The sequence below is a fragment of the Roseomonas sp. GC11 genome, assembly GCF_024437745.1.
GTDB lineage: Bacteria > Pseudomonadota > Alphaproteobacteria > Acetobacterales > Acetobacteraceae > Pseudoroseomonas.
The window spans coordinates 14,800-28,685 of the sequence record NZ_JANFNY010000011.1; the positions used below are offsets into that span (position 1 = coordinate 14,800).

13 protein-coding genes are annotated in these 13,886 nt (G+C 70.5%); 8 read left to right on the top strand and 5 right to left on the bottom strand.

Annotation, left to right across the window (positions count from 1 at the left end; translation table 11 throughout):
* Window positions 1–67: 67 nt before the first annotated feature.
* Together NON00_RS05180 and NON00_RS05185 are read right to left on the bottom strand one after the other, a co-directional pair.
* Entirely contained in the window at window positions 68–889 is an 822-nt protein-coding gene (locus tag NON00_RS05180; protein WP_256018101.1) for an RNA methyltransferase, read from the bottom strand.
* Between the two features lie 78 nt (window positions 890–967).
* Window positions 968–1,324 carry a DUF305 domain-containing protein gene (locus tag NON00_RS05185; RefSeq protein ID WP_256018104.1) on the bottom strand — a complete coding sequence of 119 codons (357 nt, stop codon included), beginning with the start codon at window positions 1,322–1,324 and terminating at the stop codon, window positions 968–970.
* A 195-nt stretch (window positions 1,325–1,519) separates the two neighbouring features.
* Between NON00_RS05185 and NON00_RS05190 the strand changes: the two genes are divergently transcribed.
* Window positions 1,520–2,359, top strand: coding sequence for a sulfite oxidase heme-binding subunit YedZ (locus NON00_RS05190; protein ID WP_256018106.1), 840 nt, complete (start codon window positions 1,520–1,522; stop codon window positions 2,357–2,359).
* Between the two features lie 110 nt (window positions 2,360–2,469).
* On the opposite strand, the gene cysS is transcribed toward NON00_RS05190, so the two are convergent.
* From cysS to NON00_RS05205, 3 genes are all read right to left on the bottom strand, one after another.
* A complete protein-coding gene (gene cysS, locus NON00_RS05195) occupies window positions 2,470–3,900 on the bottom strand; it encodes a cysteine--tRNA ligase (RefSeq protein WP_256018109.1) in 1,431 nt (476 codons plus the stop codon).
* 65 nt (window positions 3,901–3,965) lie between these two features.
* Window positions 3,966–5,858 (bottom strand): bifunctional diguanylate cyclase/phosphodiesterase, encoded by a 1,893-nt coding sequence (locus NON00_RS05200; RefSeq protein WP_256018111.1) that lies wholly within the window; start codon window positions 5,856–5,858, stop codon window positions 3,966–3,968.
* A gap of 131 nt (window positions 5,859–5,989) precedes the next feature.
* Window positions 5,990–6,904 (bottom strand): LysR family transcriptional regulator, encoded by a 915-nt coding sequence (locus NON00_RS05205; protein WP_256018113.1) that lies wholly within the window; start codon window positions 6,902–6,904, stop codon window positions 5,990–5,992.
* Window positions 6,905–7,113: 209 nt separating this feature from the next.
* Between NON00_RS05205 and NON00_RS05210 the strand changes: the two genes are divergently transcribed.
* The 7 genes from NON00_RS05210 (at window position 7,114) to NON00_RS05240 (ending at window position 13,848) form a co-directional block, all read left to right on the top strand.
* Window positions 7,114–8,067 (top strand): N-carbamoyl-D-amino-acid hydrolase, encoded by a 954-nt coding sequence (locus NON00_RS05210; RefSeq protein ID WP_256018116.1) that lies wholly within the window; start codon window positions 7,114–7,116, stop codon window positions 8,065–8,067.
* A gap of 5 nt (window positions 8,068–8,072) precedes the next feature.
* Entirely contained in the window at window positions 8,073–8,921 is an 849-nt protein-coding gene (locus tag NON00_RS05215; RefSeq protein WP_256018118.1) for an amino acid ABC transporter permease, read from the top strand.
* A complete protein-coding gene (locus NON00_RS05220; RefSeq protein WP_256018120.1) occupies window positions 8,918–9,712 on the top strand; it encodes an amino acid ABC transporter ATP-binding protein in 795 nt (264 codons plus the stop codon). Before NON00_RS05215 ends, NON00_RS05220 begins: the two co-directional genes overlap by 4 nt.
* Before the next feature lie 13 nt (window positions 9,713–9,725).
* Window positions 9,726–10,562: an ABC transporter substrate-binding protein gene (locus NON00_RS05225; protein ID WP_256018123.1), complete on the top strand. Its 837-nt coding sequence runs from the start codon at window positions 9,726–9,728 to the stop codon at window positions 10,560–10,562.
* Window positions 10,549–11,448 carry a polysaccharide deacetylase gene (locus NON00_RS05230; protein WP_256018125.1) on the top strand — a complete coding sequence of 300 codons (900 nt, stop codon included), beginning with the start codon at window positions 10,549–10,551 and terminating at the stop codon, window positions 11,446–11,448. Before NON00_RS05225 ends, NON00_RS05230 begins: the two co-directional genes overlap by 14 nt.
* A gap of 61 nt (window positions 11,449–11,509) precedes the next feature.
* Entirely contained in the window at window positions 11,510–12,364 is an 855-nt protein-coding gene (locus tag NON00_RS05235) for a transporter substrate-binding domain-containing protein (RefSeq protein ID WP_256018127.1), read from the top strand.
* An 86-nt stretch (window positions 12,365–12,450) separates the two neighbouring features.
* Entirely contained in the window at window positions 12,451–13,848 is a 1,398-nt protein-coding gene (locus NON00_RS05240) for an amidohydrolase family protein (protein WP_256018129.1), read from the top strand.
* Window positions 13,849–13,886 lie beyond the last annotated feature (38 nt).

Consider the following 13,886-nt stretch of genomic DNA (forward strand, 5'->3'; position numbering starts at 1 on the left):
GGGAGGCTTTGCCTCCCCAAACCCCTCCATCGGGGGGACAGGGTCCCCCCGAACCCCGCCTTCGGTTTTATTCCGTCCAGGGCGGGGGGGGGTCCTGTTCGGGGGGGCGGCCGCGCTGCATGCGGCCACGGGAAAGCTCGGTCACCACGCCGTGCAGGGTGCGGAGCTCCTGCTCCGTTACCTCGCCGCGCTGGAACCAGTGGCGCAGGTTGCGCACCATGCCGGGGCGCTTCGGCCTGTTGTCCAGGAAGCCGCTGGCATCCAGCTCGCCCATCAGGCGGTTGAGGAAGATCTCCAGCTCGCCCTTTGTCGCCACATGAGTTTCGTTGGTCATCAGCTGGCGCGGCGGCGTGCGGTCCACGGCGGCGTTCCACCACTCATAGGACAGGATCATCACGGCCTGGGCGAGGTTGAGCGACATATGGTCCGGGTTCAGGGGATAGCGGACCAGGGTGTCGGCACAGGCCATGTCGTCATTCTCCAGCCCCGCGCGCTCGGGGCCGAAGAGGATGGCGCTGCGCAGGCCGCGGGTCTGGCAGATCTCCACCAGTTCCGTGGCGGCGCCGCGCGCGGTGCAGACGGGGATGACCACATGGCGCGGGCGCGGGCAGGTGGCGAAGACGCGGTGGCAGTCAGCCACGGCATCAGCCACCGTCTCATGCACCGTGGCGGCCTCCAGGATGCGCTGCGCGCCGGAGGAGACATACCAGGCCCGTTCCTGCGGCCAGCCATCGCGCGGGGCGACGAGGCGCAGGTGGAACAGCCCGCCATTGGCCATGGCCCGCGCCGTGGCGCCGATATTGTCCGCCAGCTGCGGGCGCACCAGCACGACGATCGGGCTTTCCCCGGGCATGGGCTTGAGGTCGGCACCACCTTCGCGGCCGGTCATGGGCGGGTCATCCTTCGGGCTGCAAGCATCAGCCGCCCCCGATAGCCGCCCGGCGCCGGCCGCGAAAGCCCCGATGGCTCAGCGCGGCTTCGCCAGGAAGGCGCGCAGCTCGGCGATTTCCTTCTCCTGGGCGGCGATGATCTCCTCCGCCATGCGGCGCAGGGCAGGGTCCCTGCCATGGCGGAGCTGGATGCGGGCCATGTCGATGGCGCCCTGGTGGTGCGGGATCATGGCGGCGGCGAAGTCACGATCCGCGTCGCCGGAATAGCGGATGGCCATGTCCTGGTGCATCCGGCGGTTGGCCGCCTCGAACTCGGCGGTGGCGGGGCCGCGCGCGGTGGGGGCCGGGGTGGCGTGCTGGTGCTGCTGCTGGGCCAGGGCCGGGCCGGCCAGCAGCAGGGGACAGAGCGCCAGGGCGCGAAGGGCAGGGGTCATGGCGAGGCTCCTTGGATATCCCGCTTCGGGATGTTCCGCTGGGGTGGTTCCACTGGGGTGGTTCCGTTGGGGCCATCCTCACATGGCGGCTTCCCCCTGGGGCAAGGCAAGGGAGATTTCCCGGCAAAATGTAACCCGCGCTGGCGCTTCCCCGCGGCGGCGCCACATAGCGGCCATGCCCATGCCGGAGCTGTCATGTCCCTGAGCCTTGCCCTGCCCATGCCCTGGTGGGATCGCCAGGGGCGGTTCTCCCCGCTGAAGGCGGGGGTGCTGGCCCTGCTCTGCCTGCCGGCGCTGCTGCTGGGCTGGTGGGCGGCGCGCGGCGAACTGGGCGGGCGGCCGGTGATGGAGGCCATCCACTGGTCCGGCCTCTGGGCGGTTCGCATCCTCTGGCTGTCGCTGCTGGTCACGCCGCTGCGGCAGATGCTGCGCTGGCCGCGGCTGATGCTGGTGCGCCGCATGGTGGGGGTGGCGGCGCTGGCCTATGCGCTGCTCCACCTCGTTCTCTACGCGCTGGACCTGAAATGGGATCTCGCCAAGGCGGCCAGTGAGATCGTGCTGCGCATCTACCTGACCATCGGCTTCGTGGCGCTGCTGGGCCTGGTGGCGCTGGGGGTGACCTCGACCGATGGCTGGGTGAAGCGCCTGGGCGGGCGGCGCTGGCAGGGGCTGCACCGGCTGGCCTATCCCATCGCGCTGCTGGGGGCGGTGCATTTCGCCCTGCAATCCAAGATCGACGTGACCGAGGCCGTGCTGATGGCCGGCCTGTTCCTCTGGCTGATGGGCTACCGCGCCCTGGCCCCGAAGGGTGCCGCCCCCTCCCTGCCGCGCCTTGCCGTGCTGACCGTGGCGGCGGCCCTGGGCACGGCCCTGCTGGAAGCCGGCTGGTATGCCGTGGCCACGGGCGTCCCGCCCCTGCCGGTGCTCCAGGCGAATCTCGATGTGGAATTCGGCTTGCGCCCCGCGCTCTGGGTCGGCCTCGCGGCCACCGGCGCCCTGTTGGCCCGCCTGACGCGCCGGCTGATCCCAGCCTGACGGATCGCGGGGTCCGGGGTGGCCGTGCCACCCCGGCGGAGGGGTCTGGGGAGGCGGAGCCTCCCCAGAGAATTTTCTTTTCGCTTGGGGAGGCGGCGCCTCCCCAGCCTTCAGGCCTTACGCCAGGTGGTCCCCCCGGGCCCATCCTCCAGGATGACACCCTGGGCCAGCAGATCGGCGCGGATGCGGTCGGCCTCGGCCCAGTTCTTCGCCTTGCGGGCGTCGAGGCGGGCCTGGATGGCGGCTTCGATGGCGGCGCTGTCTCCCGCCTCGCCCTGGCGCCACGCCTTGGCATCGCCGCCGAGCAGGCCGAGCACCGCCGCCGCCTGCCGCAGCGCCGCCGCGGCCTGCCCGGAGGCCGGCTGCCAGTCGCGCCCGATGCGCCCGAGCACGGTGGTGGCCGAGCCGCCGACGGTCGCCACATTCTCCAGCGTGCGCAGGTCGCGCAGGCGGGCGATGGCGAGCGGGGTGTTCAGGTCATCCCCCAGCGGCTCCAGCGCCCAGGCGGCCATGTCGGCCACCAGCGCGTCCTCCTCCGCCGGGGCGGGCAGGTCGCGGGCGAGCAGGGCGTAGAAATCGTCCAGCTCCGCCTTGGCTTCCTCCAGCCGCTCTGCCGTGTAGTCCAGGGCGGCGCGGTAATGGGTCTTGAGCAGCAGCAGGCGGAAAGCCTCGCCGGCCCAGGGGCCGCGCTGGAGGATGTCGCGCACGGTGAGGAAATTGCCGAGCGACTTCGACATCTTCTCCCCATCGACCAGCAGCATGCCGTTGTGCAGCCAGGTATGGGCGAAGCGCGAGCCGGGGAAGGCGCAGACGGACTGCGCCAGCTCGTTCTCATGGTGGGGGAAGATCAGGTCGTGCCCGCCGCCATGGATGTCGAAATCCGTGCCGAGGTAGCGCCAGGACATGGCGGAGCATTCGATGTGCCAGCCGGGGCGGCCACGGCCCCAGGGGCTGTCCCAGCCGGGCAGTTCGTCGCTGGAGGGCTTCCACAGCACGAAATCCCCCGCCTCGCGCTTGTAGGGGGCGACGTCGATGCGGGCGCCGGCCAGCATTTCCTCCGGCGAGCGGCCGGAGAGGGCGCCATAGCCGGGGAAGCTGGAGACGGAGAAGAGGACATGCCCTTCCGCCGCATAGGCATGGCCATTGGCGATCAGCCGCTCGATGAGGCTGATCATCTGGGCGATGTTGTCGGTGGCGCGCGGTTCCTCATCGGGCGGCAGGCAGCCGATGGCCTGCATGTCCCGGTGGAAATCCGCCGTGGTGCGGGCGGTGATGGCGGCGATGGGCTCGCCGCTTTCCAGGCTGCGGGCGTTGATCTTGTCATCCACGTCCGTGATGTTGCGGACATAGGTGACGCGCGGATAGAGGCGGCGCAGCAGCCGGGCCAGCACGTCGAAGACGACGACGGGGCGGGCATTGCCCAGATGGGCGAGGTCGTAGACCGTGGGGCCACACACATAGAGGCGCACATGCTGCGGGTCGAGCGGGGAGAAGGTCTCCCGCTGGCGCGTGGCGCTGTTGTGGAAGGCCAGTTCGGTCATCACGCTATATGGGTCCGGGCTTTGGTGTGGATGGCCCGGCAGGTGCGCCGGAAAGCGGTGCCGCGTCAACCTCCCTCTTGCGGGGCGGGGGCGGAGATATAGCGGGCGGCGAATTCCGGGCCGGGGACGGGGCGGCCATAGAGCCAGCCCTGGACCTCGGCATAGCCCTCCTGGCGGAGGAATTCGGCCTGTTCGGGGTATTCCACCCCTTCGGCATGGGCGCGGATGCCGAGGGTGTTGCTGAGGCCGACCATGGAATGGATGATGGCGCGGGCGTTGACGTCCTCGGCCATGGCCTGGACGAAGCTGCGGTCGATCTTGATTTTGTCGAAGTGGAAGCGGCTGAGGTAGCCCAGGCTGGAATGGCCGGTGCCGAAATCATCCATGGCGATGCGCACGCCGAGGACGCGCAGGCGCTTGAGGGTGGCGATGACCTCGTCCGTGTCCTGGAGCAGGGCGGTCTCGGTGATTTCGAGTTCCAGGCGGCTGGCCGGCAGGGCGTAGCTGCGCAGCACGGCCTCGACCACCTCGGCCAGCCCGCCGCCGCGGAACTGCACGGCGGAGACGTTGACGGCGACGCTCATATGCTCGGGCCAGGAGGTGGCCTCGCGGCAGGCCTCGGCGAGTACCCAGAAGCCGATCTGGCTGATCAGCCCGCTTTCCTCGGCGAGGGGGATGAAGCGGTCGGGCGGCACGGGGCCGTGGCCGGGGCGGTTCCAGCGCAGCAGGGCCTCGGCGCCGATGACGCGGCCGGTGGGGAGGTCGACCAGCGGCTGGTAGGCGAGGTGGAATTCCTGGCGGGCGAGGGCGCGGCGGAGGTCGCGCTCCATGGCGCGGCGCTCCTCCAGGCACTGGTTCATCTCAGGGGCGAAGAGGCGGTGGCAGCCGCGCCCGGCCTGCTTGGCCTGATACATGGCGATATCGGCGTCATGGGCGAGCTGCGCGGCATTGGGGCGCTGGCCGGGCAGGCTGAGGGCGATGCCGATGGAGACGGCGGCGCTGACCTGGTTGCCGCTGAGGTCCACCGGCGGGGCGAGGAGCTGGATGAGCCGCTCGGCCAGGGCGGTGGCGGCCTCGGGCTGCGTGGCGCCGGTCTGGATGATGGCGAATTCGTCGCCGCCGAGGCGGGCCAGGGTGTCGCTGGCGCGCAGCCCCTGGCTCATGCGGTGGGCGATCTCGCGCAGCAGCGCATCGCCGGCGCTGTGGCCGAGGGTGTCGTTGACCTCCTTGAAGCGGTCGAGGTCGAGATAGAGCAGGGCGACGCTGCTGTCCGTGGCCTCGGCCTCGCGGAGGTCGCGGGCGAGGCGCTCCTGGAAGCTGGCGCGGTTGGCGAGGCCGGTCAGCGTGTCATGGGCGGCGAGGTAGGCGGCGCGGCTCATCGCCTGGTCGAGCAGGCGCATCGGCAGCATGCGCAGCAGCAGGAAGGCCAGCAGCCCGACCGCGCCGCAGCCCAGGGCGATGAGGGCGGTGTGTTCCAGCTCCTCGCGCAGGGAGCGGATGACGCGCACCTGGGCCACCACCTTGTCCTCCACCAGCACCGGGGCGCTGTGGGCGATGCGGGGCCAGGGCAGGCTTTCCTCCTCCGGGAAGGCCATCAGGGGCGTGCCGTCGGGGGCGAGGAGGAGGCGGTATTCGGCCGTGCTGTCGCTGGCGGCGGGGCTGAGGATCTGGGCGAGGCCGCGCTGGCCGCCCGGCTCCTCCAGCAGCCATGCCCGGCGGGAGACCTGGAAGGCGAGCAGGCTGGCGCGGGCGGTGAGCTCGCCTTCCTGCCGGGCGCGGCCGGCGAGGAAGTGGCTGGCGGGCGGCACCAGGGCGAGGGTCAGCGCCGCCACGGCCGCCAGCACGGAAATGAGGGAGATCAGCGGATTGGCATGTTTTTCCAGGCTGCCGCGCGCGGCGCGGCCGCGGCGCAGCCCGGCGGGCCGGCCGGTCAGGGGCGAGACAGGGTTGTGCAACATCGGCGGCTTTCCCCCGGATGGGCCCGCGACGGCCGGCGGCCACCGGGGGAGATTCCGCGAGATAGATTTCGATGTGATGAAGATCGCGCGAGGGTTGGGGCATCAGGGGGGAGCAGCCCCATTCTGATGCCTCACTCAGGCCGGGGCGGCTCCAGGGCGTCGGCGGGGGCCTGGCCGAGCAGGGCGCGGATCTCGCGCAGAAAGGCCTCCGCCCCGCGTGAGAGCGGCAGGCGGCTGGAGAAGAACGCCACGGCGTGGGAGGGGATGGCCGGCTCGAAGGGCCGCGCCGCCAGGGGCTGGCGGCGGTTGCCGGCGGAGAAGGGGTCGATCACCGCCACCCCCACCCCGGCCTCGGCCAGGACGCGGGCGGTGTCGCCATAGCGGACCTCGACGGCGGGCTGGAAGGGTTCGCGCGCTTCCAGGAAGGCGGCGCGCAGGGCGGCGCCCATGCGCGTGCCGGCCTCCAGCGCGATCAGCGGCCAGGGGCGGAGCAGGGCCGGGGTCACCACCGCCTCGCGCATCAGCGGGTGGTCGGGCACGGCGACGCAGACCATGCGCGCCGCCGCCAGCGGGCGCAGCGTCAGCCCCGGCCGCTCCTCCAGGCTGATGCCGAAGCCGAGTTCGGCCACGCCGCTTTCCACCCCCTCCACCACCTCGTCCAGCCGGCGGACATCGAAGGTGATGCGCAGCCGCGGCTGGCGCGCCAGCATCCGCCGCAGCGCCGCCGGGATGACGCCATGGCCGAGCGGCGGCGTGGCGAGCAGGCGCAGCCGCCCCGTCTTGTCCTGCCGCAATTCCTGCAGCCGTGCCTCCAGCGCCGCGTGCTGGGCGAAGAGGCTCTCGGATTCCGCGTGGATCAGCCGTGCCGCCTCGGTGGGGTAGAGGCGGTTGTTCACCCGCTCGAAGAGGGGGAAGCCGAGCTGCGCCTCCATCTGCTTCACCGCGTGGCTGACGGCGGGCTGCGACATGCCGAGCACCCGGCCGGCCGCCATGGTGGTCTGGTGGCGCAGCAGGGCGCGGAGGATCTCAAGCTGGCGCAGGGTCATGCGGGCAGGTCATGCGGGCAGGTCATGAATCAGGTCGGGGAGGGGAGGGAGCAGGGGGAGGGAGTAGGGTCACGATCTGGGCAGAGTATAAATGAACTGAATAAGGTTCCGCGATAAATCATTAAGAAAATGATTGATAGGCCTGCTTTCTGTGCGATCCTCCGCCGCATCGCCGCCCCGCGCGGGCGGCTCAGACGAAGGTCGCCCCCATGCCCCGTATCCTGCGCGTCGCCGCGGCCCAGATGGGCCCCACACAACGGAAGGACAGCCGCCCGCAGACCCTGGCCCGCATGATCGCCCTGCTGGAGCAGGCGGCGGCGCAGGGCGCGAAGCTGGTGGTCTTCCCCGAGCTCGCCTTCACCACCTTCTTCCCGCGCTGGCTGCTGGAGGGGGCGGAACTCGACACCTATTTCGAGACGGAGCTGCCCGGCCCGGCGACGCAGCCGCTCTTCGACCGCGCCCGCGAACTCGGCGTCGGCTTCTATGTCGGCTATGCCGAGAAGACGCCCGAGGGGAAGCACTTCAACAGCGCCGTCACCGTCGGGCCGGATGGCGCCATCCTGCAGAAATACCGCAAGGTGCACCTGCCCGGCTCCGTCGAGCCGCGCCCCAATGCGCGCTTCCAGCAGCTGGAGAAGCGCTATTTCGAATATGGCGACCTCGGCTTCCCCGCCTTCTACGGCCCGGAGGGCTGGGGCGCGCCGGTGCTCGGCATGCTGGTCTGCAATGACCGCCGCTGGCCGGAAGCCTGGCGCGTCTATGGCCTGCAGGGGCTGGAGATGCTGCTGGTCGGCTACAACTCCGCCGCCTACGACCCCAATGGCGGCGAGACGGAGGATGCCGGGCTGCGCACCTTCCATTCCCAGCTTTCCGCCCAGTCCAACGCCTATATGAACGCCGCCTGGGCGGTGGCCGTGGCCAAGGCGGGGGATGAGGATGGCTCGGGCCTGATCGGCGGCTCCTGCATCGTCGATCCCAATGGCCGCATCGTCGCCGAGGCGAAGACCCTGGCCGATGAGGTGATCCTGGCCGATTGCGACCTCGACCTCTGCGCCCAGGGCAAGGAGAAGATGTTCAACTTCGCCCAGCACCGCCGGCCCGAGATGTATGGCCTGATCACCAGCCGCACCGGCGCCGAGAAGCCGGCCCGCAAGGTGGGCTGAGGCCGATGGCGCAGGGCCAGACTTCTCCTTCTCCACCGGACATCGCCCACTACACCCATGTCCCCAACCGCCACTGGGGGCGCTGGGCGGCGGTCGCGGCCATCCTGCTGCTGCTGGCCGCGCTCGCGCGCGCCTTCGCGGTGGGGCAGATCGAATGGGCCTTCGTCGGCCGCTTCTTCACCGCCCCGGCCATCATGGCCGGGCTGGTGAACACGCTGTGGATGACCTTCGGCGCCATGGCCCTCGGCATCGCGCTCGGCGTCGTCACGGCGGTGATGCGCATGTCGCCCAACCCGGTGCTGCAGGGCGTGGCCATGGGCTACGCCTGGCTCTTCCGCGGCACGCCGGTCATCCTCCAGCTGCTGCTGTGGTTCAACCTGGCGCTGATCTTCCCCCGCCTCGGCCTCGGGGAGTGGTCGGTCCGCACGGTGGATGTGATGACGCCGGCGCTCGCCGCCCTGCTCGGCCTCGGCATCAACCAGGGGGCCTATACCTCCGAGGTGATCCGCGCCGGCATGCTCTCCGTCGATGCCGGGCAGTATGAGGCCGCCAAGGCCATCGGCATGACGCGGCTGAAGGCGCTGCGCCGCATCATCTTCCCGCAGGCGATGAAGGTGGTGATCCCGCCACTCGGCAACGAGTTCATCGGCATGGTGAAGCTGACCTCGCTCGCCAGCGTCATCCAGTTCGCCGAGATCCTGCACGCCGCGCAGAACATCTACTACGCCAATTCCCGCGTCATCGAGCTGCTGATCGTCGCCGCCATCTGGTACCTGATCATCGTCTCCATCCTGACGCCGCTCCAGATGCTGCTGGAACGCCGCTTCGCCCGCGGCACGGGAGGCACCCGATGAGCCAGCCCCCTCTCGTCTCCCCTCTCGTCTCCCCCCTCGTCTCCATCGTCGATGTCCGCAAGAAATTCGGTGATTTCCAGGCGCTCGACGGCGTCTCCCTCGATGTGCGGGCGGGCGAGGTGCTGTGCATCATCGGCGCCTCCGGCTCGGGCAAGACGACGCTGCTGCGCTGCGTCAACCAGCTTGTCACCATCGACAGCGGCGCCATCTGGGTCGATGGCGAGCTGACCGGCTGGCGGATCGAGGGCACGCGCCTGCACCGCCTGCCGGAGAAGGAGATCGCGCGCCAGCGCCTCGCCACCGGCATGGTGTTCCAGCGCTTCAACCTCTTCCCGCACATGACGGCGCTGGAGAACATCCTGGAAGGCCCGGTGCAGGTGCAGGGCCGCCCCCGCGCCGAGGTGGCGCGCGAGGCGCAGGCGCTGCTCGCCCGCGTGGGCCTGGCCGACAAGGCCGGCGCCTATCCGGCCCAGCTCTCCGGCGGCCAGCAGCAGCGCGTGGCCATCGCCCGCGCCCTGGCCATGAAGCCGCGCCTGATGCTCTTCGACGAGCCGACCAGCGCCCTCGACCCCGAGCTGGTGGGCGAGGTGCTGGCGGCCATGAAGGAACTCGCCGCCTCCGGCATGACGATGATCGTGGTGACCCACGAGCTCGGCTTCGCCCGCGAGGTGGCGGACCGCGTGGTCTTCATGGACCGCGGCGCCATCGTCGAATCCGGCCCGGCCGCCGAGGTGCTCGGCAATCCGCGGGAAGCCCGGCTGAAAGCCTTCCTCTCCGCTGTCATCGCCTGAAGGGAACAGGATCATGTTCAGGAAAACGCTGCTGGCCGCGACCGCGCTCGCCCTGCCGCTGCTGGCCTCCCTCGCCGCCGGGGCGGCGGAGCTGCCGTCGCACATCAAATCGCGCGGCGCCATCATCGCCGCCATCGTGCCGAACTACCCGCCGCTCGAAATGCGCGACCCGCAGACCAACCAGCTCACCGGCTTCGATGTCGAGCTGGGCGAGGCCATCGCGGCGAAGCTCGGCGTGAAGATGCAGTGGCAGGAAACCAGCTTCGACCAGATGCTGGCCTCGGTGCGCACCGGCCGCGTGGACATCATCCTCTCCGGCATGTCCGACCTGAAGTCGCGCCAGGAGACGGCGACCTTCATCGACTATCTGCGCTCGGGCAGCCAGTTCTTCACCCAGGCCAGCCGCGCGGCGGAATTCCCCAACCCGGAGGCGCTGTGCGGCAAGAAGGTGGGCGCCAGCCGCCGCACCGCCCTGCCGAACGACATCAAGGCCTTCAGTGACGCCAACTGCGTCGCCAAGGGCCGCCCGGCGATCGAATACGTGCCGACGGAAGGCTCCGCCGACGCCCGCACCCAGCTGCGCCAGGGCCGCATCGACGCCGCCATGCAGGGCGGCGAGACGCTGCCCTACATCATGGGCCTGGAGCCCAACACCTACGCCCCCGTCGGCGAGCCGGTGCGCTACACCCTGATGGGCATCGCCACCGGCAAGGACGAGGCGAAGCTCCAGCAGGCCCTCGTCGAGGCGCTGAAGGCCCTCCAGGCCGATGGCACCTATGCCCGCCTCGCCGAGAAGTGGCAGCTGGCGCCGTCGAAGATCCCGGAGATCCAGGTCAATGCCGGTGAGTGATCCCGCGCTGAAGGCAGGGCTCGACGCCCTGCCGCTGCTGCCCGCCAACCGCGCGCCGCTGGCGCCGGAATACCCCTGGCCGGCGGGCCACCAGGCGGCGATGTTCCTCTCCTTCGACGTCGATGCCGAAACCGCCTGGACGGCCAAGGACCCCGCCCGCTACGGCGAGCTGGTCACCATGTCCTTCGGCGGCTACGAGGCCCGCGTCGGCACGGCGAAGCTGCTGGAGCTGCTGCGCCAGCAGGGGCTGAAGGCCACCTTCTTCATCACCGGCTGGTCCGTCGAGGCGCATCCGGCGATGTGCGAGGCCATCCTGAAGGATGGGCACGAGATCGGCCACCACGGCTTCCACCACGTCATGCCCCAGCCCGGCGACCCGATGCTGGTGGAAGAGGTGGATCGCGGGCTGGAGGCGCTGAAGCGCCGCCTCGGCGTGGTGCCCAAGGGCTACCGCGCCCCCTCCGGCGAGTTCTGCGAGGAACTCCGCGTCCTGCTGAAGGAACGCGGGCTGGTCTACACCTCCTCCTTCCGCGACGATGTGCGGCCCTACCGCCACCGCCTCGCCGATGGCACGCCGGGGCTGGTCGAACTGCCGGTGACGGCGAGCTATGACGACTGGCTGCTCGGCCTCTCCCAGCGCTACAGCCGCCACACCCTGCTGACGCGCGAACAGGTCCTCTCGCTCTGGACCGACGAACTCGCCGAACTGCGCGACTGGGGCGCCATGGCCACCACCGTGCTGCACCCGCAATGCAGCGGCCGCCCCATGCGCCTGCGCCTGCTGCGCGACTTCCTCACCCATGCCCGCGCCTATGGCGATGTGTGGATCACCACCGGGGAAGAGATCGCGTCGCACTTCATCGCCTGCGAGCAGAAGGCCGGCTGAACCGGCCTCCCCGCCTCTGCGACCGCGTCACGACCACGGCACATCCTTCAGGAGACTTCGCATGATGTCCTTCAAGCGTATCCTGGCGGCGGGCCTGGCCGTGGCGCTGGCCGGCGCCCTGCCGGCCGCCCAGCCTGCCGCGGCCCAGCAGACCGCCAGCCTGCCGGAGGCCATCCGCGCCGCCGGCTTCCTCCGCGTCGGCATCGAGGCCACCTATCCGCCCATGGCCTACAAGGACCCGGAGACCAATGAGCGGCGCGGCGTGAATGTCGATCTCGTCACCGCCATCGGGCGCGATCTCGGCATCGAGATCCGCTGGGAGGAAATGTCCTTCGAGCAGATCATCAACTCCATCGCCACCGGCCGCATCGACTTCAGCGGCACCTCGATGACCGACCTGCCGGCGCGGCGTGAGAAGATGAGCTTCGTGGACTACATCACCACCGGCGGGCAGCTCTTCACCACCCGCGCCCTGGCCGCCTCCATCCGCGAGGCCACCGATTTCTGTGGCAAATCCGTCTCCACGCCGCGCTTCACCAACTACTTCCCCTCGGCCCAGGCCTGGAGCGAGAAGGCCTGTGCCGGCAAGGCACCGATGCAGGTGGTGGGCAGCAATGGCGCCACCGCCTCGCGCACCGACCTGCGCCAGGAACGCACCCAGGGCGCCATCCTCGGCGCCGAATTCGTCGCCCACCTGGCCCGCACCGAGCCGGAGAACTGGGTGGCGGTGGGCAAGCCCATCACCGACAACCTCTCGGGGCTGGCCTTCCCGAAGGAGTCCGTGGCGCTGCGCGATGCCATCGCCGCCTCGCTGCAAAGGCTCGTTGATAATGGCACTTATGGCGCCATCCTGCGCAGGCATGGCATCGAGGCGCAGGCCATCCGCACCGTCAGCGTGGATGCTGGTCAGCCCTGAGAAGTCTTGCAGGGGGCGCCGCCCCCTGCACCCCCGCCGGGGAGGCAAGGGCCTCCCCGGACCCCGCCTTCCGTGGATGTCCCCGCATGGATCTGTTGATCGTCAACGCCGCCCTCGTCACCTGCGATGATCAGCGGCGCGTGCTCGCCCGGCAGGGCATCCTGGTGCGCGGCAACAGGATCGTGGCCACCGGGGAGAGCGCGGCGCTGGAAGCGGCGCATCCGGACGTGGAGCGCTTCGATGCGCGCGGCCTCGCCGTGCTGCCGGGCTTCATCAACGCCCATACCCACACCGTCCTCACCGCCCTGCGCGGCTCGGTCGAGGATTGGGACGGGGATATGATCTACGGCTATATGTCGCCCGTCTCCTACACCATGACCGACGAGGAACGCGCGGTCATGGCCATGCTGGGCTGCGTCGAGGCCATCCGCAGCGGCACGACCACCCTCGTCGATCCCTTCCGGCACGTGCTTTCCTATGGCGGGGCGATGGCCTCCACCGGGCTGCGCCTCTGGCTCTCCGAAAGCTGCGCCGATATCGACACGCGCAAAATCCGCCATGGCGACTACAGCGAGGACCCTGCCTTCGGCGCGCAGTTCCTCGACCGCGCGGAAGCCATGATCGAGGCCCTGCACGGCAGCCATGGCGACCGCGTGCGCTGCCAGGTGGCGGCCCATGCGCCGGACAACTGCTCGCCCGCCATGCTGCGCCGCCTGCTCGACCTCGCGGCGCGGCATGGGCTGACGCGCACCGTGCATCTCTCGCAGAGCCCGGGGGAGGGCAAGGCGGTGATGGCGGCGCGCGGCACCACCTCGGCCGCCTATCTGGACCGCGAGGGCTTCCTGGGGCCGGACCTCACCGCCGCGCACTGGACCTTCTGCACGCCCGCGGACATCGAATTGCTGGCGGCGCGCGGCGTCACCATGGCGCATACGCCGGCCAGCATCTCCCGCCGCCGCGGCATGCATCAGGCGAAGCTGGGGCTGATCCGCGATGCCGGGGTGCGCGTCGTCTTCGGCAGCGACAACATGACCGAGGACATGTTCCAGGCCATGACCATCGGCTCCATCCTGCATCGCACGGGGCGGGGCAGGGCGGTGGAAGGCGGCGTGACCCCCGGCCCGGATGCCATCCTGGACGCGGTGACGCGTGACGCCGCCGCCAGCGTCGGCGCGGCGGCGGAGATCGGCCGCATCCTCCCCGGCTACAAGGCGGACCTCACCTTCATCGACCTGAACACGCCGGCGCTGCGCCCGGTGATCCGCCTTGTCTCCAGCATCGTGCATTACGGCCATCCGGGGGCCGTGCATTCGGTGATGGTGGATGGAGAATTCGTGCTGCGCGACCGCCGCGTGCTGACGGTGGATGAGCCGGCCCTGCTGCGCGAGGCGCAGGCCGTCACCCGCCGGGTCTGGGAGCGCATGATCGCCCAGAACCCCGATCTGGCCCGCCCCGAGGCGGACCTCCCCTGGCTGGACCTTTAACCCCGGCTTTCTGACAGCGGGGTCCGGGGGGACCTCGT

What these genes read in the sequence shown, in the direction of transcription:
- NON00_RS05180 (WP_256018101.1), bottom strand. Translation starts at nt 889, where the DNA reads ATGACCGGCCGCGAAGGTGGTGCCGACCTCAAGCCCATGCCCGGGGAA.
- NON00_RS05185 (WP_256018104.1), bottom strand. Translation starts at nt 1,324, where the DNA reads ATGACCCCTGCCCTTCGCGCCCTGGCGCTCTGTCCCCTGCTGCTGGCC.
- NON00_RS05190 (WP_256018106.1), top strand. Translation starts at nt 1,520, where the DNA reads ATGTCCCTGAGCCTTGCCCTGCCCATGCCCTGGTGGGATCGCCAGGGG.
- cysS (WP_256018109.1), bottom strand. Translation starts at nt 3,900, where the DNA reads ATGACCGAACTGGCCTTCCACAACAGCGCCACGCGCCAGCGGGAGACC.
- NON00_RS05200 (WP_256018111.1), bottom strand. Translation starts at nt 5,858, where the DNA reads ATGTTGCACAACCCTGTCTCGCCCCTGACCGGCCGGCCCGCCGGGCTG.
- NON00_RS05205 (WP_256018113.1), bottom strand. Translation starts at nt 6,904, where the DNA reads ATGACCCTGCGCCAGCTTGAGATCCTCCGCGCCCTGCTGCGCCACCAG.
- NON00_RS05210 (WP_256018116.1), top strand. Translation starts at nt 7,114, where the DNA reads ATGCCCCGTATCCTGCGCGTCGCCGCGGCCCAGATGGGCCCCACACAA.
- NON00_RS05215 (WP_256018118.1), top strand. Translation starts at nt 8,073, where the DNA reads ATGGCGCAGGGCCAGACTTCTCCTTCTCCACCGGACATCGCCCACTAC.
- NON00_RS05220 (WP_256018120.1), top strand. Translation starts at nt 8,918, where the DNA reads ATGAGCCAGCCCCCTCTCGTCTCCCCTCTCGTCTCCCCCCTCGTCTCC.
- NON00_RS05225 (WP_256018123.1), top strand. Translation starts at nt 9,726, where the DNA reads ATGTTCAGGAAAACGCTGCTGGCCGCGACCGCGCTCGCCCTGCCGCTG.
- NON00_RS05230 (WP_256018125.1), top strand. Translation starts at nt 10,549, where the DNA reads ATGCCGGTGAGTGATCCCGCGCTGAAGGCAGGGCTCGACGCCCTGCCG.
- NON00_RS05235 (WP_256018127.1), top strand. Translation starts at nt 11,510, where the DNA reads ATGATGTCCTTCAAGCGTATCCTGGCGGCGGGCCTGGCCGTGGCGCTG.
- NON00_RS05240 (WP_256018129.1), top strand. Translation starts at nt 12,451, where the DNA reads ATGGATCTGTTGATCGTCAACGCCGCCCTCGTCACCTGCGATGATCAG.